Origin of the sequence: Niabella pedocola (assembly GCF_021044425.1) — a bacterium.
In the GTDB taxonomy this organism is placed as follows: domain Bacteria; phylum Bacteroidota; class Bacteroidia; order Chitinophagales; family Chitinophagaceae; genus Niabella; species Niabella pedocola.
Genome location: NZ_JAJNEC010000005.1, coordinates 722,360 through 744,263, shown reverse-complemented (window position 1 = coordinate 744,263; position 21,904 = coordinate 722,360). Strand labels below are relative to the sequence as shown.

Genomic DNA, 21,904 nt, shown 5'->3' with positions numbered 1-21,904 from the left:
GGTAATGGAAGGGAACCTGTTAAGTAAAAGAGATACGGTTACGTCGTTATTGATCATAGGGGTACTGTTTTTTATTTTTGGATTTGTTTCCTGGATCAATGCGATCCTGATCCCGTATTTTAAAATAGCCTGCGAATTAACCCATTTTCAATCCTACCTCGTAGCCCTGGCATTTTATATTTCCTATTTGCTGATCTCGGTTCCATCGTCCTATCTCCTGAAACGCACAGGGTTTAAAAAGGGAATGATGATCGCCTTATGGGTAATGGCGGCAGGTGCCTTTATGTTTGTACCGGCAGCACTGAGTCGTACCTACGGACTTTTTTTGACGGGGCTTTTTTTGCTGGGTACCGGTCTTGCGATCATGCAAACCGCTGCCAATCCCTATATAACGATATTGGGCGCAAAGGAACGCGCTGCACAACGGATCAGCATTATGGGAATCTGCAATAAGGGTGCCGGCATCCTGGCTCCCCTCATTTTTGCGGCGGTTATTCTCCGGTCTTCAGATGCGACCTTGTTTCAGCAGATCCCCGGAATGGCTCCTGTTGAGAAAGCCGCTGCACTGGATGAGCTGATCCGCCGGGTAATTATTCCCTATACCGTGGTGGGCAGTGTGCTTTTTGTTTTGGGCATCATGGTGCGGTATTCTCCCCTGCCCGAGATCAATACAGAAGCGGAAAGCGGAACCGTGGCGCAGGCTAATTTGGGTAAAACCTCCATTTTCCAGTTTCCGCACCTGGTGCTGGGGGCCATCGCAATTTTCTTACACGTAGGCACACAGATCGTCGCCATCGATACCATCATCAATTATGCAGGAAGCATGGGCATTCAGCTGCTGGAAGCCAAGGTCTTTCCCTCGTATACCCTGGCGGCCACCATCACCGGCTATTTGATCGGAATTGTTTGTATACCCCGGTTCTTCAGTCAGGCTACGGCTTTGAAGATATGTACGACCCTCGGGCTGGTATTGTCCGTACTGATCCTTTTTGCCAAAGGACCGGTTACCATACTGGGACATAAAGCCGATATCTCCATCTGGTTCCTGGTGTTGCTGGGATTGGCAAATTCACTGGTATGGGCGGGCATCTGGCCGCTGGCGCTGGACGGGCTGGGCCGCTTTACAAAACTGGGCGCTTCGCTGATGATCATGGGGCTTTGCGGCAACGCCATCATGCCGTTGGTATATGGATACTTTGCGGATGTGTTCAACGTCCGCGTTGCATACGGGATCCTGATTCCCTGTTATGCTTATTTAATATTTTATGCGATACGCGGGCACCGGCTCAGGAACTGGTAGCAACGAAAGGGAAGGGATCATACGTACCGGGTTTTTCAAACGTTGTGCCGGTATGCACCCTGTTCAGGAATGGTGGGTTAACGGGAAAGACACTTTAAAATTTAATCAATTAATAAGAAGTAAATGGAAATGGGTGAAGTAAAAAGTAATGTGCGCATAAAAAAGTATTCCACGCGTGGGGCTATGGGTGAGGCTGCTGCAATTGCTGTAGCCCGGCAGGTGGGGCAGTTGCTCCGGCAGCAGGAAGTGGTGAATATCATTTTTGCAGCAGCACCCTCCCAAAACGAGTTTTTGGCTGCCTTGCTGCTACAGGATATGGAATGGGAACGGATCAACGCTTTTCACATGGACGAGTATGTGGGATTGCCGGCCGATGCGCCGCAGGGGTTTGGCAATTTTTTGAAACACCGGTTGTTTTCCAAAGCCCCGTTCCGGGCCGTTTATTACTTAAATGGAAATGCGCAGGACCTGGCTGCCGAATGTAACCGGTATACCGAACTGCTCAATGAGCACCCCATCGATGTAGTTTGCCTGGGCATTGGTGAAAACGGGCACCTGGCGTTCAACGATCCTCCGGTAGCTGATTTTGCAGATCGTGAAACGGTGAAGGTGGTGGCGCTGGATGCTATTTGCAGACAGCAGCAGGTGAACGACGGCTGCTTTGAATTACTGGAGGAAGTACCGGCAACGGCACTAACCCTTACCATTCCGGCATTGATGAAAGGATCCGGTTTGTACTGTATTGTTCCATCGGCTGCAAAGGCACAGGCGGTATATAATACGTTTTACAAAGCATTATCCCCGCTATATCCTTCTACGATCTTAACAACGCATCAGAATGCATCGGTGTTCCTGGATGAAGAAAGTGCCCGCTTGCTGGATGAACAATTGCTGCAACCGGAGTAGCGGATGCGGAAGAGGTCGGTCGTTAACGCGCAACGAATCATGATCTATATGAACTATCGTCTATTTGTTTTTTTACTGGCATTGCTTTTTCCGGCAAAACCTGCAAAGGCGCAGGAGGGCAGTACGGTGGCCGCAACGGATGCTGCCTGGTGCTGGTTTTCAGATCCCCGTGCCCTCTATCACAGGGAGAAAAAAGAGGCGGTATACTTTGGATATATCAATAGCAGTGGCGATGTAATGGTGCGCTCGCTGGATCTGCGCACCCATAAAATGCAGGAATATACCCTTCATGAAAAACTGCAGCAGGATGATCATGACGTTCCTTCTTTTCTCTTCCTGCCCGATCACCGGCTGCTGGCATTTTATTGCCATCACAACGGCGATATTTTTATGCGTAAAACGGTAAATCCCGAGGATATCAGCTCCTGGGAAGAAGAACGGGTGATCCTGAAGAAAGATTCGGTTAATTTATATTGCTATATGAACCCCGTTATGCTGCGGGATGAGCATAACCGGATCTATCTTTTCGGAAGGAATATCGTTCGCAGGAAAAACGGCATCAACCAGCCCTGGGGCGAAACGGGTATTTATTGTATTTACAGCGATGACGATGGCAGTACCTGGAGCAAAAAAACAAACCTGCTCGATAACAGCGGCCGCAATACCCCCCAATATGTAAAATACGCCACCGATAATAAATCGCGGATTGATTTCTTATTTACAAATGGTCATCCCAAACAGGGCGCCGATATTTCGGTACATCATATGTATTATGAAAAGGGCGCTTTCTTCCAGACAAACGGGAAGAAGATCGGCGGGTTTGGTGACCTGCCCGTGTTGATCAGCGATGTGAACAAAGTATATGACCCGGAAGCAGGAAAAGCCCGGAGCTGGATCTGGGACATCGCACTGGATGCCGCAAACCGGCCCGTGGTTACCTATGCAAGATATCCTTCGGAAACAAAGCACGAGTATTATTATGCCCGATGGAACGGGCGACAATGGAATACAAAAAAGATCGCGGATGCGGGCCCTTATATAACCATCATTAAGCCCGGTAAAAAATTGCTGGAAGCCCATTACTCGGGCGGTATCGTACTGGATCATGCCAATCCCGGGAGCATCTATTTATCCCGGCAAATAAACGGAAAGTTTGAAATAGAGCAGTTGAAGGCAGGGGACACCGCGCAACGGGTATCCGTTACCGGCCGGTCGCTGGTGGATAACATACGTCCCTATGCGGTTAGCAGAGGCCGGGGACGGAGGCCGCTCCTTTTCTGGATGGCCGGTAATTACTATCACTATACGGATTTTGATACCAACCTGAAGATGATAAAATAGATCGGGTGTACAGGTTTGTTGCGGTTACCTGGTAACAGCAACAAGGGAAAAGCGGGGCGGCCGGCAATAACCATATTGCCGGTGATGAACGAGGAACGAATGAATATTAAACGAAAAATTGGTTACAAATGAAAAAGAGAAAACTGTTGTGCCGGTGTCTGCTTATTTCGTTTTTGCTTGCAGGCGCAACCCATTTCCGGCTGCATGCACAAACAAAAACGATTACGGGGAAAATTACACAGGAAGGAAGTAATGCCCCTTTGGAAGGCGTTACCGTAGATGTAGCGGGAGCGGCCGGCAACACCGTATCTGATAAGCAGGGCCGGTATTCCATTGCAGCAGGGCCTGCTGCGGTATTGGTGTTTACCTACATCGGAATGGATACTGTGCGGATCGAAGCCGGCGCTGCTGCAACAGTGGATGTGATCATGAAGTTGTCCAAAAGCTCGATGGACGAAGTAGTGGTGGTAGGATATGGAACCATGCGCAAAAGAGATCTCACGGGATCCGTAAGTACCATAAAGACAGCGAAGCTGGAGATTGAAAATCCCAGGAATATCCAGGAGCTGATGCGGGGAAATGTGTCCGGTTTGAATATTGGGCTTACCACCACCGCAAAAGGCGGTGGCGGTATTGAGATCCGGGGGCGACGGACATTGAAAACGGACGCTTCATCGCCGTTGATCGTTTTAGATGGGGTGATCTATAACGGGGATCTTGCAGATATCAATCCGACCGATATTGAATCGATGGATGTGCTGAAAGATGCCAGTTCGGCCGCCGTGTTCGGGGCCAAATCAGCCAATGGGGTAATCATTATAAATACCCGTACCGGGCGTACAGAAAAACCGAAGGTTGGCGTTAACGTTACCAGGGGAATTGTAAGCCTTTTCCGTTCGGAAGATGTTTATGGGCCGTATGAATTTATTAAATGGCGGTCGGATGTGTTAAAAAGCGGTAACCGCACCGCACCGGGCTATGTGTTTGAAGATCCCAATCAATTGCCTGCCGGTGTTACATTGGAAAACTGGCGGGCCTTCGATAACGCACAGGGCGATCCTACGGACATCTGGCTGCGCCGTTTGGGCATGTCGCAGGTGGAACGGCAAAACTATGTGAAAGGGCAGAGTACAGACTGGAAGGATATGGTTTTCAGAACCGGATCGCAACAGAGCTATAATGCCAACCTCTCCGGTAAAGCAAACCGGATCAATTACTATTGGTCTGTAGGGCACGACAAGAATGAAGGCGCCGTGGTTGGAGATGATTATTCGGTTTACCGGAGCCGGCTACGGCTGAATGCGAATGTTACGGATTTTTTAATGGTGGGTGTCAACTCTATGTTTTCCATAAGGGATGAAAGTGGCGCACCCGTGGCCTGGGGGCAATATGACGGTATTTCACCCTGGGGACAGCCTACCAATCCGGATGGCACCTATAAGATCTACCCGATCGATGATGCGGTGGCCAACCGGCATCCGTTGATCGACCGGTTTTATACAGAACGGTCCTATACCTATAAATCGCTTGATAATACCCTGTTTGCCAAATTATCGCTCCCGTTGGGGATCTCCTATGAAGTATATTATTCACCGCGGTTCACCAACAATGAACTGTATCTGCACAATATGTCGCAGCACCCGGAGTATAAGGTACAGGGAGGAATAGCAATCCGTAACACCTCCAGCGCCTTTAACTGGCAGGTGGATAACCTCTTAAAATGGAGCCGTACGATCAATAAGGTGCACCAGTTTGATGTAACCTTACTGGCCAATGCGGAGAAATACCAGACCTGGCAGCAGTCGATGGACGGACGCGGGTTTGTACCAAGCGATGTGCTGGGCTATCATGATATGGGCGCTGCCACGGTAACCAAACTAACCAGTTCAGATACCTATAGCACGGGAGATGCATATATGGCCCGCCTGTTTTACTCTTTTAAATCGAAATACATGATCACAGGAACGGTACGGCGGGATGGCTATTCGGCCTTTGGCATCAATAATCCGCGGGCTACCTTTCCGTCGGTTGCTTTGGGTTATGTATTTTCCGATGAACCTTTTATGAAAACTTCCTGGCTCAGCTACGGAAAACTGCGGGTATCCTGGGGCGAAACGGGCAACCGTTCTGTTGGTATCTATGAAGCACTGCCCACATTGAGCAATGGGCTGATCACTTATGTAGACGGAAGCGGCAACCCGTACCAGGAATCCTATTTGTACCCGAATGCGATGGGAAATGAGTTCCTGCAATGGGAACGCAGCCGGTCGTTAAATGTGGGCCTGGATTTTAGTTTACTGGATCAGCGGATCAGCGGAAGCCTGGAAGGGTATTCCATCATGACCAATAATTTATTGGTGAACCGGGTACTGCCCTCCGTTACGGGATATGCATCGGTGCCGGCCAACCTGGGGCAGGTAAATAACAGGGGCTTTGAGATCAGCTTGCAGTCGCGGAATATCATAAAGGATCATTTTTCCTGGAATACAACCTTCAATTTTTCACTGAACCGGAATAAGATCGTTGCATTGTATGGCAATAAAACAAATATACTGGATGCGCAGGGTAATGTTACCGGACAGCGGGAGGCGGATGACCTGTTGAACAAATGGTTTATAGGACATGCCATTGATGCGATCTGGGGTTTTAAAGTGGCCGGAGTATGGCAGCAGGGCGAAGAAGCAGAAGCCGCAAAATATAAACTGTCGCCCGGAGATATGAAACTGGAGGATGTGAATAAGGATTACGCATTTACCAATGAAGACAAACAGTTCCTGGGGTATACGGAACCGCGTTTCCGGTTCTCCCTGCGCAACGAATTCCAGTTATTTAAAAATATTGATTTTTCGTTTTCCGCTTATTCCTATTGGGGGCAAAAACGGTTGTTCAACGAGGCAAAACACAGCTATTCCATCACGCTGGAACGATACAATTCATTTAAGATACCTTACTGGACGACAGAAGATCCCCGCAATGATTTTGCCCGCCTCAATTCAAATGTGGGCGGCGTAACATTCGATGTATGGCAGAATATTTCGTTTATACGGCTCGATAATATTTCCATCGGTTATACCGTGCCCAAAAAGTGGCTGGAGCGCGCCAAACTATCACAGTTAAGATTCAATGTTTCAGCCAGGAATGTGGCGGTGTTTACAAAGAATTATGTGTTCTGGGACCCGGAATATATAGGGCCAACCCCTTCCTATGTAACCTTTGGTCTGAATCTTTCATTATAGGAATTTTTAAAATTATTTTATTATGAACCGGTTATTGATATCTATAAAAGGAATGGTCTTATTTGCAGCGATCTGTATAGCAACCGGCTGTAAAAAAGAATTTCTGCGCCCGAATCCATTGTCCATCAGTACACCTGACGCAACCCTGGTGGATGCAAAAGCTATGTATGCCGTACTGGCCTCCAGTACCCGGAACATCCGGGATCATTATATGGATGGCACATTTGCACCTGCGATGTTTACGGAGTACTTGTTTACAGAGTCGATGATAGACGGTACTACGGATAAAACCTTTCCCAGCAGGGATATGAACCGCCTGGTGGTTCCTGACGGCGTACTGAATGATCCCAGCTACAACCGTATCGGCGACTGCTGGAACAAGGCGTACGATGCTATAAAAAGCGCTTCCCTTGTTATTTATAACATCGACAAACCTGCCTATGCAAGCGATAAAGAAAAAAATGCAGTTTTGGGAACCGCCTATTTTCACCGGGCCTTCTGGTATTACCTCCTGGTAAACCGTTTTGGAGACGTTCCCTGGATCTCCAAACAGATAGCGTCGCCCCAACTGGACTTTTATTCCACAGGCAGGGAGGCGATCCTGAAGAAACTAAGAGCAGACCTTGAGTTTGCTACACAGTGGGTGCCTGAAACGATTGATAAGGGAAAAATTTCCCGGGCCGCCTGTTATCATTTGCTCACAAAGGTTTACCTGGCGCTGGGAGCATTTGATGAGGCCATTGCAGCGGCTTCAAAAGTGATTGACGGTAACTATAAACTAATGACGGCGAGGTTTGGAACAGATGTAAATGATCCCGCGCGGAATGTGATCTGGGACCTGCACCGGCCGTTGAACAAAACAAGTGCGGCCAATAAGGAAGAAATATTTTCAGTGATCGACCGGTACGGGATGCCGGGGAATGTGGCCGCCGGCATGACGTCGATGTATATTTTTACGCCCAATTGGGGTAATACTACCAATGCCATCATGACGCCCAATGGCAATCCCGGATGTTCCAAGGTCAATGGCCTGGAGATCCCACAGGTAGAACAGGTAGGCGGCGGGGTAAATAAAGGCCGGGGTACCAATTACAGTACCCGCATGATCTGGGACGATGCCAATGACCTGCGGCATGCGCCGGGCAACTGGATGCGCATGGAGGACCTGGTTTATAACAATCCTCAGTTAAAGGGTAAGGATTCCTACTATGGGAAGCATCTGCAGCTCACAGATGACCAGGGCCGCGTGTTAACAAAGGATACGATCCGTAACTGGTGTGGCGGATGGCCGCATTATAAACTGTTTATACCGGACCCCATACGGGTACAGCCTCGGGGCGGCAATACGGACTGGTATATTTTCCGGCTGGCAGAAACCTACCTGCTCCGTGCAGAGGCGCATTATTGGAAGGGCGAAAATGCATTGGCACTGGCCGATGTAAATGCAGTAAGGAACAGGGCAGGAGCTGCTTCTTATACGAATGCCGGCGCGCTGAATATAGGCACCATCCTGGATGAACGGGCAAGGGAGCTTTTCTATGAAGAGCCGCGGAAATGTGAGCTGACCAGGATCGCATTCCTGTTTGCAAAAACCGGGAAGGCGGCCGGTAACGGTAAAGTGTATGCGCTGCAGAATTTTTCAGAGGTGAATTTCTGGTATGACCGTATAATGGAGAAAACGGAATTTTTTAACAAAGGCGTTAAAACGGTTGCAGGAGATGAATTTACGCTGAGCCCTTATCATGTATTATGGCCGGTGCCGCAAACCGTTATTGATGCCAACTCGCAGGGGATCATCAATCAGAATAAGGGCTATGTAGGAGCCGGGCGGAACTTGCCGCCAAAAGAAACGATCGATTGATCGGCTTGCCGGCCTGCATGCAAAACCGGTACGAGTGATTTTACAGGTCTTATAAATGAACGAAGGCCGCTGCAGAAAAAGAAAATGAAATGAAACAATTGTTTTTCTTATGGGTACTGTTTGCCGCATTACCGGGTAATGCGGCTACCCGGTATGTGGCCCCTGATAAACGGGGTGATGGCAGCGGGTTAACTGCAGCCCATGCAGCAGATTTTTTAGATGCCGGTTTTTGGGCCGGTATTCAAATCCTCCTTCAGAAGGAGGCGGTAACCGTAACATTTACCGGGGGCGATTACCGGAGGGCGTATACCGAAAAAGCGTTCATACTGGCGGATATGGGAAATCGGAAAAACAGGTTGGTATTGGAAGGGGAAGGAGATCGAACGATATTCCCGGTGCCCGTTGGTTATACACAACAGCCTGTATTGATGGTGGTAAAGAATACGCGGAACATGGTGATCCGTAATTTTAATTTTACCGGCAGCGGAAAGCTGGGGTATGCCCTGCAGATCACATCCGGAGAAGGAGGAACTACCAGCAACATACTGGTGGAGGAATGCTCCTGGACGGATATGCGGGGGATCATTTTCGGTGCAACGGGTGCGCATCAGCCGGGAACGTCCGCCGTTACATATAGCAGATGCACATTTAAACGGGTGGGTATCGACAGCCATTCGCACTTTATGTATCATGCGCATCATGCATCCAACGTGCGGGTAAGGGATTGTTATTTTGAAGATTGTACCGGCGACTTTGTACGGTTCCGGGATCATTGCGATTATGGCAGCGTTACCAACTCAACCTTTATAAGAACCGGCATATTCCCGGTATACCCGTTTATTTCTATACCGCTTTTCAATAACATTGATCCCGGTGATGAAACCTTTGCCACCCACTACACATTTACCGGCAATCGTTTCAGAAATACCCGGTATGCCATTGCCTTTCATCATTATGGTTTTGACCCGGCAGGTAAACATTACCTATTAACGGCCGCCGAAGGTACGATACTCGAGAACGGACAACCGGATGAACGGAAAAAATTGCTGCTGCAACAGTTTGGTATCAATACGGATGCTATAAAGATCCGCAATAATAAAAACGAGCAAATAACAGGCCGGGTAATGATCGGCAGCTTTCCAAGGTATGGAGCCGCATCCAAAGGCTGGAGCGGCTGGAGCGATATCAGTATGTTCTTTAAATAGGAAGGATGCCTGCTCAAACTAAAATCAACAGGAGGGAACCGGATTTTTTCATTTGCCCGTTGGTTCCCGGGGTGTCCGTGGCGGTGCTGTTACCTGTACAAGCCTGACGGTGTGTGGCACCGGTTGGCGTTGCGAACAGCTTGTGCGGACCATAGTTCAGTGCATGCTTTAGAAAAAGCCGGTAACCAATCAGCTGATCGGCCGCGGTTATCGGACGCTTAATAAATACTAAACGAAAACGAAAAATTGGTTACACATGAAAAAAAGAAATCGCTTGTACCGATGCCTGCTTCTCTGGCTTTTGTTTGCGGGCATCAGCCATTTTCAGTTGCGTGCCCAAACAAAAACCATTACGGGCAGGGTTACGCAGGAGGGAAGCAATACCCCTTTGGAAGGGGTGACCGTAAATGTGGAGGGGGCCGCTGATAATACCCTTTCAGACAAGGAAGGACGGTATGCAATCAACGCCGGCGCAAAGGCGGTGCTGATTTTTACCTATGTAGGCATGGATACCGTGAGGCTGGAGGTGGGTGCAGCAGCAACGGCGGATGTGGTCATGAAACTATCAAAAAGTGCCATGGATGAAGTGGTAGTAGTGGGGTATGGAACACAGAAAAAAAGTAACCTGACAGGCGCCATTGACGTAATCTCCGGTGAGCGGCTAAAAGATCGTGCCGCAAATAATATTGGCGATCTTATAAAAGGGGCTTCGCCCAATCTTACCATTTCAATGAATATGCGGGGCGGTGAGCCAGGCTCCGGCAGCAGCTGGAATATCCGGGGTATGGGTTCCATTGAAGGGAACGCCTCGCCGTTGATCCTGGTAGATGGGGTGGAAATGAACATCAATAATGTGGATCCGGAATCCATCGAAAGCGTTTCCATATTGAAAGATGCCTCCGCGTCTGCCATTTACGGCTCCCGGGCTCCTTTCGGGGTGATCCTGATCACCACCAAAAAGGGAAGCAGAACAGGCGGTGTCAATATTCAGTACACCAACAACCTGTCGCTGAGCAGCCCGGTTCGCCTGCCCAGCTTTGTAGATTCCTACACCTGGGCAACAGCCTATAACCAGGCGGCGGCCAATGCCAAGGCAACGGCCGTATACAGCGAGGAGCAAATGAAGCGCATCCAGGATTATATCAATGGTTCCTATCCGTATGAGTATAACCCGGATAAACCGATTGATAATTTATTTGGCGGCCGCCGGGACGGGAATGCCAATAACGATTGGCCGCACCTGCTGATGCGCGACAATGCATTCAGTCAAAAACACAACATCAACGTTTCGGGAGGCAATGAGCGGAATCAATACTACCTGGGAGGCGGGTATGTAAATGAGAACGGGCTTTACGAGTGGGGCAATGACAGCTATAAGCGGTATAATTTCATCGGTAACTATAATACAACGATCACTACCTGGCTCAAATTCAACTCCAGTGTAAAATATGCATCCGGGCAAACAGACTATCCTATCGGCTATACGACCGTAGGACGCGAGCATTTCTTTAACGGGCTGCTGACCTTTGCCCCGATGATGCCGTTTTACAATATCAACGGTACGGTACAAAGCCCGCTGGTACGGTACCTGCAGGGCACCGGGCGCGACAATGGTTATTCCAATGATTTTTTCCTCATGTTAGGCGGAGAGCTTGAGCCGGTTAAGGGATGGAAAACCGTGTTTTCTTATAATTACAATAACCAGGGCTACCGGAGTACGTCTAACCCGCGGCCGGTACCGGTTGAGCTGGGCACGGGCCAGTTTGGTAATATCGGCAAACCCGTTGCCGGCTATGCCTCGGCGTTTTCTCAGAATATCTATACGCTCATCAACGGAACAAGTTCCTATGAAAGAAAGCTGGACCGACATTATCTGAAAGCGATGGTGGGCTATGAACAGGAATACCGTTATTATACCGGGCTGAGCGGCTCGGGGGCCAACCTCATCAATGTAGATGTACCATCGATCAATACCTCACTGGGTGAGCGGGTGGTAACGGACCAGATCTACCATTGGGCCACACAGGGCGTTTTCGGCCGGCTTAATTACAACTTCGACGAAAAATACCTGATCGAGTTCAGTGCGCGGTATAACGGATCTTCACGGTTTGCGCCGGGAAAACGCTGGGGCTTCTTCCCGGCAGGAGCTGTTGGATATGCGATTTCCAAGGAACGTTTTTGGGAGCCGCTCAAGGCATATGTGAATACCCTTAAGCTGCGGGCCTCGTATGGTGCCCTGGGCAACCAAAACATCATTGAAGGCCTCGGGTACAACGCAAGCAATTACCGGTACCTGGCCACAATTCCAACGGGCAGCCAGTTGAACTGGATCATCGACGGGGAGCGGCCACCCTATGCCGACGTTCCCCTGCTGCATAGCGATGAGCTGACCTGGGAAACCATTACCTCGTTTAACGCGGGGATCGATGCCGGATTTTTGAATAACCGGCTGAACCTGACCTTCGACTGGTACAAACGGATAACGGATGATATGGTGGGCCCGTCCATTACGCTGCCTTACCAGATCGGCGCGGCCGTTCCCCGTACCAATAATGCAAAGTTGTCGACCCGGGGATTTGAGCTGGTATTGTCCTGGAGGGACCAGGTATCGCCCCGGTTGGGATACAATGCCAGTGTGAGCTTTGGTGACAGCCGTTCAGAAATCCTGCAATACCGCAATGACAAAGGAAGTATAGATACATGGTATATTGGTAAACAGGTGGGTGAGATCTGGGGCTTTATCAGTGACGGGTTGATCCAAAGCCAGGGTGAACCGATGGCCGACCAATCCAAATACTGGAATACCTGGGGGCCTGGTGATATGAAGTACCGGGATGTAAATGGGGATGGCATTATTAACGATGGCCAGCGGTCACTAAGCAATCATGGGGACCTGGTGGTGATCGGCAACAACCAGCCGCGGTATAATATCGGTGTTACCGGTGGCGTAAACTGGCGGCAGTTCGATTTTTCGATGTTCTGGCAGGGCGTTGGAAAACAGGATTACTATCCCGGTACGGATTCGCCGGTGTTTTGGGGCCTGACCACCGCCTGGGGCGGGTCGGCTGTGTTTAAGAACTCACCGAACCTGGACTATTGGCGCCCGGCCGATGAAACCAATATCCTGGGGCCCAATACCGATGCGTACCTGGCGAAGCCCTATTTTACGGCAGAAACAAATAAGAACCGCCTGGTTCAAAGCCGGTACCTGCTCAACGCGGCCTATCTCAGGCTCCGCAACGTTCAGCTGGGGTATACATTGCCGGCAGATTGGCTGCGCCGGGTTAAGATCAATAACCTCCGGGTGTATCTCTCCGGGGAAAATTTATTGCTGATTACCAACGTACCCAAAGTGTTTGATCCCGAAACGATGATCGCTTCGGACCGGAGCTTTGGAGGCTACCAGACGGCGGGTATGATTTACCCGCAAACCAGTTCCCTTTCATTCGGATTGAATCTTACTTTCTAATATTTAACCATGAAGATTATGAAAAAGTATGTTGTCATCATCATCGCAATTGTGTGGCTCAGTGCCTGTAATAAAAACTTTCTGGACCGCAGACCGCTGGATGCGACCACATCCGACGTGTTTTTTGAAACGCCCGACCAGATGCGTACCTATATGAATACGTTCTATAATTCCGGCAATTTTCCAAAGTACGAAAATCACGGGAGCGATTATGAAAGCGACAACCAGGTAACCAATACGCCCAATCAGCGGCTCCAGGGTACACGTACGGTTACCACTTCCGGTACGATAAGCTTTACCGATGTGCGCCGGATCAATTTCTTCTTCGATAATTACAAGCGGGTAGAAAAAAATCATACCCTTACGCAATACCAGCAATACCTGGGTGAAGCATATTTCTTCCGGGCGTTGATCTATTTTAAGTTATTGCAGAGCTATGGGGCGATACAGGTCGTTACAAAAGAGTTAGGGGTCGATTCGCCCGAGCTGTTTAATCCGCGGGACCCGCGGAATGCCGTAGCCGATTTTATCATCGGGCAACTGGATTCCGCGGCCACTTATCTCACCGCCGATAAAACCTCCGGTGCCGGGCGTATCAACCGCTGGATCGCCCTGCTGATCCAAAGCCGCGTGGCATTGTACGAGGGCAGTTGGGAGAAGTACCATGCCGGCACGGTCTTCGGAGTAGACAACGCCAAACCGGAAGTGTATTTTGCAAAAGCAGCCGAAGCCGCAGGTAAAGTGATGGATGCAAAAGTATACAGCGTGTACAGTACCGGTAATCCCCAGTCCGATTACAAAAACCTGTTTGCCCTGATGGACTATAGTACCAACACCGAAATGATGTTTTGGAGAAAGTATGATAATAACCTTACGGGGGGCGATCCGGATTTCACAAATGACCGCTTTTACCGGATGCGGACTCCCACCAACCGTACCATCACCCGGCAACTGGCAGACGCCTATCTGTGCACTAATGGCAAACCCATCACCGGTAATGAACAGTTTCACGGGTACAACACGCTGGCGCTGGAGGCCGAAAACCGGGATCCCCGCTTTTATCAAACAATTGCCACACCGGACCAGGTTTGGAAAATTCAGATCAACGGCAGTACGGAAAACTGGAGCGGGGCTTATGCCCAGCTCAATAGCGCCGCCGATTATAACGCCCCCAGCGGCTATATCATCCAGAAGGGATACAATCCCAACCTTGTATACCATGTGCAGCAATACGAAGAGTCGCCCGGCATCATTTACCGGTATGCGGAGGTGCTGCTCAATTATGCGGAGGCCAAAGCCGAACTGGGTACCCTTACACAGGCCGATATTGACAAAACAATTAAGCCGCTGCGCGATCGCGTAGCCATGCCCAATCTGTTGATGGCTGCCATTGCCACGGATCCTAAATGGGAATTCCCGGCATTATCACCATTGATCAACGAGATCCGCCGCGAGCGCCGGGTAGAGCTGGCCGCAGAAGGATTCCGGTGGAATGATATTGCCCGCTGGGCCGCAGCGGATGAATTGATTGTGGGCACCCGGCCCAAGGGCTTCAAGGCTTCGCAGATTGCAAAAAATCCCTTCCCGGTAGATGAGCAGGGGTTCCTTGACCCGTTCCAGAAATCCCTGCCCTCCGGGTATGGCTTCAAATTGGGCCGCGACTACCTGAACTCCATTCCGGAAAGCGAAATTTTACTGAACGACAAGCTGAAACAAAACCCGGGCTGGTAAGGGGAGGGTTCAATGTTTCAGGTGTAAAGATCCGGGTTTCAGCAGCTGCATAATGTTTGGGCCGTCGATCCCGTATATTGGGAGAGAAGGATTTTTTGAAATATTGCTGTAATGCATGCGCGCCGGCAAATCTGCGCATCGGCGGCAATGCGGGTTTAAAAATGGCTAAAGAATCATATGACGGTTATTTGCGTTCGGCCCGGTATCTTTTGTAAAAGGCATTAAATGAATTTCAACTAAAAACAATTGTATGGCAACACAACCGACAAGGAGAAATTTTATAAAAAGCTCGTCATTGGCGTTGGCCGGCATAACCGTGTCGGGAGTGGGTACCACAACGTTTGCCGCGCCATTCATCGATTCCGGGCGAAGGATTATAGGGGCTAATGACCGGGTGCGTACCGGCTTCATTGGTGTCGGTAACCGCGGTACCCAGTTGTTGAGTTTATTTATGGAACAGCCGGACTGCGAGGTGGCCGCGCTCTGTGATGTATACAAACCATATGTTACACGCAACTACGCGGAGGTGGATCCCCGGCATATAAAAGCAATGCCCCGCCAGATTCCCAAAATGGGAGAACGGTTTCCCGGCCAGGTGAAGCGGGTAGCCGATTACCGCAGGGTATTGGATGATAAGAGTATTGATGCGGTATGTATTGCTACCCCCGATCACTGGCATGCGTTACAAACCATCGATGCCATTAAAGCCGGGAAAGATGTATATGTTGAAAAGCCCCTGTCAAAAACAATTCAGGAAGGAAGGGCGATGGTGAATGCAGGAAAGAACAGTAAACAGATTATAACGGTTGGGCTGAACCGGCGGGCTGCGCCCACATTTCAAAAACTGGCCAGGGAGATACCGGCGGGCAAAATTGGGAAAGTGACCTTTGCCACCTGCAGCCATGTAAGCAACATGTGCTTCAACGGCATTGGAAAACTGAAGCCCGAAGCTCCGCCTGCAAATTTTAATTGGGATCTGTGGCTGGGTCCGAGAGCGTACCGGCCGTATCAATACAATATAGCGCCCTATATGTTTCGCTGGTGGGATGATTATGCAAACCAGTTGTCAAATAATGGCATTCATTACCTGGATCTTATCCGCTGGCTGATTGGCGAAGAAGCACCGGTTGCCGTTAGTGCGCATGGGGGTAAGTATGTGCTGGATGATGACCGCACCATTCCGGATACCATGCATGTAACCTACGAATTCGGATCCGGTGTTTTAGTAACGGCAACGATCCTGGAGGCTAGTAGCGGCAGTTTTGTGCCGCATGGCTTTCTTGAGCTCAGAGGCACTAACGGAACCTTATATACCGGGGAGGATGATTATAAAGTGGTGCCTGCCCAACCCGGGCAATTCCAAACCTGGCCATCACCGGTGCCGGCGGAAAATTTTGTATTGGATAAGCATGATCCGGAACTTCCCCAGGGCAGCTATAAGAACAGCACCTTTAGTAATATCCGGAACTTCCTGGATTGTGTAAAATCGCGCAAAGAACCCTGGGCCACGCTGGAAACAGGTCACCGGTCCACCACCATGGCGCATTTAGGCACCATAGCGATGCATACAAAACAAAGACTGGAATGGGATGGAGTAAACGAACGGTTTACAAATTCAGAAGAAGCCAATAAATGGCTGTCGTATGCGTACCGGGAACCCTGGAAGTTACACGTATAATAACCGCTTTAACGCATTTTGTGTATGATAAGATGTTCCATACAATTCATGACCGTTTGCCTGTTTTGGGCCGTAACCGGTATAACCGCTTCTGCACAGTCTGTAGCCGTTAAGGTAGTGGCGGATCATGCGGACTGGGTTTATAAAACGGGGGAAAAGGTCCGGTTTTCAATAATGGTAACAAAGGACAATAAGCCCTTGGAGGATGTAACGGTTGTGTACGAGACAGGTCTCGAGCGTATGCCCCCAACGGTGACGGGTGACTTGGTCCTTAAAAAAGGCGGCGGAATGATCGATGGCGGCACGTTGAACGTACCCGGTTTTCTGCGTTGCGTTGTTACCGTTAGTATCGATGGTAAGCCTTACCGCGGACTGGCCACTGCCGCCTTTGAGCCGGAACAGATCAGGCCCACAACAACGATGCCGGCAGACTTTATGGCATTTTGGGATAAAGCGAAGGCCGATGCCGGCCGGGTCCCGGCGGATGCAAAGATGACCTTGCTGTCCGGGCAGTGCACTGAAACGGTAAACGTATATGAAGTAAGTGTTCAGCATTACCAGCGGGGCGCCCGTATTTACGGGGTATTAAGCATGCCCAAAAAGACAGGCCGGTATCCGGCTGTTTTAAAAGTACCGGGAGCAGGCGTGGGGCGTTACAGCCCCGATATTTCCCTGTCGGAAAAAGGAGTGATCGTGCTTCGGATCGGCATTCATGGCCTGCCCTTTACACTTCCGGACAGCGCTTATAAAGCCATCGCAAACGGGAGGCTTAAAGGATACCCGTTATTTGATCATGACAACAGGGATCGCTATTATTTTAAACGGGTATTTATGGGATGTATCCGTGCGGTCGATTTTCTGTACAGCTTACCCCAGTTTGATGGAACGAACCTGGCCGTAGCCGGCGGCAGCCAGGGTGGCGCGCTTACCATTGCAACAGCGGCGTTGGACAGCCGGGTGCGCTATATGGTAGCCTATTTTCCCGGGCTGGCTGATTTAACCGGTTACTTACATGGCCGCACCGGCGGCTGGCCGCATATGCTCAAGGATGCAGCTAACGTAACAAAGGAGGAAGTGGAAACTTCTGCGTATTATGATATGGCCAATTTTGCCCGGCTGATCAACATACCCGGCTTTTATAGCTGGGGGTTCAACGACGAAACCTGCCCGCCAACAACCACATATGCTGTTTATAATACGATCCGGGCGCCTAAAGAACTGCTCATTGTTAAGGAATCCGGACATCAGTATACCCCGGAGCAACGGGTACGGATGGACGGCTGGCTGCTGGAAAAATTAAAGAACCATAAACCAGAATAAAATGGAAAAAAGATCGGCGGGTATTAAAATCATAACCGGTGTATGTGCTGTGGTCATCAGCTGTATCCTTTTTCAATGCCGGCAGGTGCAACGGGATCCCCAGACCCGGTTCAATATTGTGCTGGATGCTTCCGTGCTGGGGGTGCAGGAAATTTCAACCAATAATAAAGTGCCCTGGGAGCTCATGTGGGGGCCTGATAATATGCTTTGGTATAATGAACAGGAAGGCCGCATTTACCGGTTGAACCCTACCAGCGGAAAGCGTACATTAATGCTTCGTATGAATGATGTGGCCGGAAAGACCACCGCGGGCCTCCTGGGTATGGCGGCCTCTGCACCAGACCCGGCAACCGGCCGGTCTTATTTATTTGCGGCCTCTACATTTGCCATAAAGGATAGCATTGGTTTAAAGCTGGTACGGTACCTGGTTCAGAAAGACACGCTCGTTGAGCCTAAAATCATTGCTGTTGTTCCCGGTTTTCGCGGGCATTATGGCAGCCGCGTAGCCATATCGCCGGATCAAAAACTGTATTGGGCAACAGGCGATGGGGCGCAGCAGGGCAGCACCCAGGATGCAGCAAATCTTAAGGGAAAGATATTGTGCTTTAACCTGGATGGCAGTATTCCGGCAGACAACCCGGTGCCCGGAAGCCCGGTTTGGGCCAAAGGGTTCAGGAACATACAGGGACTTACGTTTTCAGATAGTGCCCGGCTCTATACATCGGAGCATGGAGATGCCGCGGACGATGAAGTGAACCTGATCCGCAGGGGCGGTAACTACGGATGGTCTGCTATCGAGGGAAATGCCAACCTCGCAGAGGAAAAAGCATTTGCAGACAGTGTAAAAGCCGTGGATCCGTTACTGGCCTGGACCCCTACCATCGCTCCTGCAGGAATGGCGTTTTATAATAACCCCAAAATCCCCGAGTGGAAAAACAGCCTGCTGCTGGTGTCCTTAAAAGACCGGAACCTCCGGGTGCTCAGCCTTTCAAAAGACGGCCGTTCTATTGTAAAAGAGATGATCTACCTGGATAAAATGTATGGCCGGCTACGGGCGGTTTGTGTATCGCCGGAAGGCGATGTGTACCTGTCTACCAGTAACCACGACTGGAACCCGTATAGTAAACCGGCGGCAGATGACGATAAGATCATCCGCATCACGAAAGTGGATCGTGTTACGGCCCAACTGCTCCCTGGAAAAGCACCCGCAACAAAGGTTAGCAGGGAAAATGCAATGGGACTGTATACGGTTTACTGTGCAAGCTGTCATAAGGAAGATGGATCCGGCAGTCCGGGTACATTTCCCTCACTGCAGACCACACCTTTGCTGAAGCAGCCGCAGCAGCTGATTGATGTGTTTTTGTTTGGCAAAAGCACAAAGGACAATCCCAACCGCATGCCGTCCTTTAAATTTCTGAATAATGAAGAAGCGGCGGCGGTGCTTAATTTTATAAGAAGCCGTTGGGGGCATAACAACAGCGATTCGATTACAGAAGTGGCCGTACAGGAACGGAGGACCCGGAAAAAAGACGGATAGCAGGTTAATGGCCGCTGATGGGGGCACAAACGGGCATCCGCATCGCCCTGATCCTGGATACCAACCTGGCCGTATCAACAGGTATCCTGAACAATGTCATCCCGGACTTGTTCCGGGATCTGTTCCTGTTTCAGGACCTAACGGAGACAGATGCTGAAACGGTCCCGATTGATGGGGACAGCATGACAAGTAGAAGATTTTTGATACAGTCAGATAATGACAAATAAACGAAACAGAACATTCTAAAAGCCAGATATGAAGCATAGAAACATACCGCTTGTATTGCTGTTAATCGTTGGCGTAACGGGTATGGCACATAGCCAGCGGTCCACAAAGGATGCAGTCGATGAGCGGATATCCGGGTACTTTTCCCCACCCGTTGCGTTAAAAGACGACCTTGGTCCGTACCGGCCGCTGTTGCGGTTTTATAACGGTGATACCGTTTTAACCCGGCAGGCATGGAGGCAACGGCGGACCGAAATTGCAGCCACCTGGAACCGGATGATGGGCCGGTGGCCGGCTTTTATAAAGAAGCAGCAAATGGAAGTGCTGGAAACCACGCAAAGAGATGGGTTTACACAGTACCGCATCCGGTTCAACTGGACGCCCAATGAAAAAACCGTTGCGTACCTCTGCGTGCCCAGGGCAAAGGGAAAGCTGCCGGCGGTAATCACCACGTTTTATGAACCGGAAACCGCCATCGGGAACGGGAAGCCCAACCGCGATTTTGCGTATCAGCTGGTTAAAAGAGGCTATGTTACCCTGTCTATCGGTACCACCGAAGCGTCCAAAGCGGGCACCTATTCGGTTTATTACCCTTCAATTGAAAATGCAACGGTAGCACCGCTGTCGATGCTGGCCTATACGGCAGCAAATGCCTGGTACCTTTTGGCCGGCTTTTCTTATGTTGATTCTAAGCGGATCGGGATCATGGGGCATTCCTTCGGCGGTAAATGGGCCATGTTTGCCTCCTGCCTGTTTGATAAATTTGCCTGTGCCGTATGGTCAGACCCAGGTGTGGTATTTGATGATACCAAAGGAAGTGCCGTCAATTACTGGGAGCCCTGGTACCTGGGGTATTACCCGCCACCCTGGAAAGATACCTGGCGAAAGAATGGAAGCACGGCGGATGCGCGGGGCCTTTATCCTAAATTGATAAAGGAGGGCTATGACCTGCATGAGATCATGGCTTTAATGGCGCCGCGCCCCTTCCTGGTATCGGGTGGGTCTTCTGATCCGGTAGGCCGGTGGACGGCGCTCAACCAGGTGGTTCAGGTAAACCGCTTACTGGGGTATACCAACAGGGTGGCCATGACCAACAGACCCATGCATGATCCGAATGATGCGTCCAACGAAGCGGCGTATCGCTTTTTTGATTATTTTTTAAAAAATAAATGATCCGTTTATGTGTGCTGAAAAAACAAAAATAATTGGTGGCCTGCTTTTGATTGTGACCGTACTTTTTTCTCCGGCAATGGTGTTTGGGCAAACAACCGAAAGCCGCGTAACGCGTATTAAAAATATCCGGTATGCGCCCATGCCTTCCGCCCCTTTTGATAAGGATTCGAGTTGCGACAGAACGCTCGATCTGTACCTTCCGGAAGCACCGGCCGGCAAAAAATGGCCGGTACTGATCTTTATCCATGGCGGCGGATTTGCCGGTGGTGATAAAGGAGGCAATGCAACGCTCTGCGAAAAAATTGCCCGATCGGGGATTGCGGTGGTTTCGGTTAATTACCGTCTGTATCTGAAATACCATAAAACTGCAGGTGCAAGCGCGGGGGGCAATATGGCTAAAGGGCTGCCGGCAGGCGGGCACTTTCATCCGGAGCTTCAAAAAGCCATCGGCATAGCAGCCGACGATGCGGCGCTTGCAATGCAATGGTTGAAGAACCATGCGGCGCATTATTCGATGGATGCCCAAAAGCTAATGGTTTCCGGCGGCTCTGCGGGAGCCATGACGGCCCTCTATGTAGCATATGTAAAACCGGCACTTCCGCTGAAGATCAGCGGGGTGATCGATTTCTGGGGCGGACTGGAAGATGCGGCAGTAATAAAAAAAGAGGCACCGCCGGTATTGGTGTATCATGGCAATGCGGATGAAACCATCCATGTAGCTTATGCAGCAGCCCTGCAACAGCGAATGACGGAAACCGGCAATCACTTGTCCGAGTTTCATATTATGGAGGGCAAGGGGCATGCCGCCTACCGGATTATTGAAGCAGAGAAAAGCGGGGAGGTGGTATCGTTTATAAAAAGGATCGCCGATACGGCCGGTGCGCCCGGGCAAACTAAAAACAGGAGGCGTTCAATAAAATAA

The 21,904-nt window shown here is 50.1% G+C and carries 14 protein-coding genes; all 14 read left to right on the top strand.

The features are described 5' to 3' along the window. The first annotated feature begins 4 nt into the window (after positions 1 to 4). The 14 genes from LQ567_RS10715 (at position 5) to LQ567_RS10650 (ending at position 21,904) form a co-directional block, all read left to right on the top strand. Positions 5 to 1,300 (top strand): sugar MFS transporter, encoded by a 1,296-nt coding sequence (locus tag LQ567_RS10715; RefSeq protein ID WP_231004496.1) that lies wholly within the window; start codon positions 5 to 7, stop codon positions 1,298 to 1,300. A gap of 129 nt (positions 1,301 to 1,429) precedes the next feature. Further along, positions 1,430 to 2,206 (top strand): glucosamine-6-phosphate deaminase, encoded by a 777-nt coding sequence (locus LQ567_RS10710; RefSeq protein ID WP_231004495.1) that lies wholly within the window; start codon positions 1,430 to 1,432, stop codon positions 2,204 to 2,206. Positions 2,207 to 2,254: 48 nt separating this feature from the next. Then, positions 2,255 to 3,547 carry a BNR-4 repeat-containing protein gene (locus tag LQ567_RS10705; protein WP_231004494.1) on the top strand — a complete coding sequence of 431 codons (1,293 nt, stop codon included), beginning with the start codon at positions 2,255 to 2,257 and terminating at the stop codon, positions 3,545 to 3,547. A gap of 128 nt (positions 3,548 to 3,675) precedes the next feature. Beyond that, positions 3,676 to 6,783, top strand: coding sequence for a SusC/RagA family TonB-linked outer membrane protein (locus LQ567_RS10700; protein WP_231004493.1), 3,108 nt, complete (start codon positions 3,676 to 3,678; stop codon positions 6,781 to 6,783). Between the two features lie 22 nt (positions 6,784 to 6,805). Beyond that, complete coding sequence (locus LQ567_RS10695) at positions 6,806 to 8,644, top strand: RagB/SusD family nutrient uptake outer membrane protein (RefSeq protein ID WP_231004492.1); 1,839 nt, start codon at positions 6,806 to 6,808, stop codon at positions 8,642 to 8,644. Between the two features lie 89 nt (positions 8,645 to 8,733). Continuing rightward, positions 8,734 to 9,849: a right-handed parallel beta-helix repeat-containing protein gene (locus LQ567_RS10690; RefSeq protein ID WP_231004491.1), complete on the top strand. Its 1,116-nt coding sequence runs from the start codon at positions 8,734 to 8,736 to the stop codon at positions 9,847 to 9,849. 256 nt (positions 9,850 to 10,105) lie between these two features. Then, the gene (locus LQ567_RS10685) at positions 10,106 to 13,318 is read left to right on the top strand and encodes a SusC/RagA family TonB-linked outer membrane protein (protein ID WP_231004490.1); all 3,213 of its coding nucleotides are present in this window, start codon (positions 10,106 to 10,108) and stop codon (positions 13,316 to 13,318) included. 18 nt (positions 13,319 to 13,336) lie between these two features. Further along, complete coding sequence (locus tag LQ567_RS10680) at positions 13,337 to 15,049, top strand: RagB/SusD family nutrient uptake outer membrane protein (RefSeq protein WP_231004489.1); 1,713 nt, start codon at positions 13,337 to 13,339, stop codon at positions 15,047 to 15,049. Positions 15,050 to 15,299: 250 nt separating this feature from the next. After that, positions 15,300 to 16,727 carry a Gfo/Idh/MocA family protein gene (locus tag LQ567_RS10675; RefSeq protein WP_231004488.1) on the top strand — a complete coding sequence of 476 codons (1,428 nt, stop codon included), beginning with the start codon at positions 15,300 to 15,302 and terminating at the stop codon, positions 16,725 to 16,727. Positions 16,728 to 16,751: 24 nt separating this feature from the next. Then, positions 16,752 to 18,047, top strand: coding sequence for an acetylxylan esterase (locus tag LQ567_RS10670; protein WP_231004487.1), 1,296 nt, complete (start codon positions 16,752 to 16,754; stop codon positions 18,045 to 18,047). A 1-nt stretch (position 18,048) separates the two neighbouring features. Continuing rightward, complete coding sequence (locus LQ567_RS10665; protein WP_231004486.1) at positions 18,049 to 19,584, top strand: PQQ-dependent sugar dehydrogenase; 1,536 nt, start codon at positions 18,049 to 18,051, stop codon at positions 19,582 to 19,584. A 17-nt stretch (positions 19,585 to 19,601) separates the two neighbouring features. After that, positions 19,602 to 19,811 (top strand): hypothetical protein, encoded by a 210-nt coding sequence (locus LQ567_RS10660; protein ID WP_231004485.1) that lies wholly within the window; start codon positions 19,602 to 19,604, stop codon positions 19,809 to 19,811. 28 nt (positions 19,812 to 19,839) lie between these two features. Beyond that, positions 19,840 to 20,982 carry a prolyl oligopeptidase family serine peptidase gene (locus tag LQ567_RS10655; RefSeq protein WP_231004484.1) on the top strand — a complete coding sequence of 381 codons (1,143 nt, stop codon included), beginning with the start codon at positions 19,840 to 19,842 and terminating at the stop codon, positions 20,980 to 20,982. Between the two features lie 7 nt (positions 20,983 to 20,989). Further along, positions 20,990 to 21,904 (top strand): alpha/beta hydrolase, encoded by a 915-nt coding sequence (locus LQ567_RS10650; RefSeq protein ID WP_231004483.1) that lies wholly within the window; start codon positions 20,990 to 20,992, stop codon positions 21,902 to 21,904.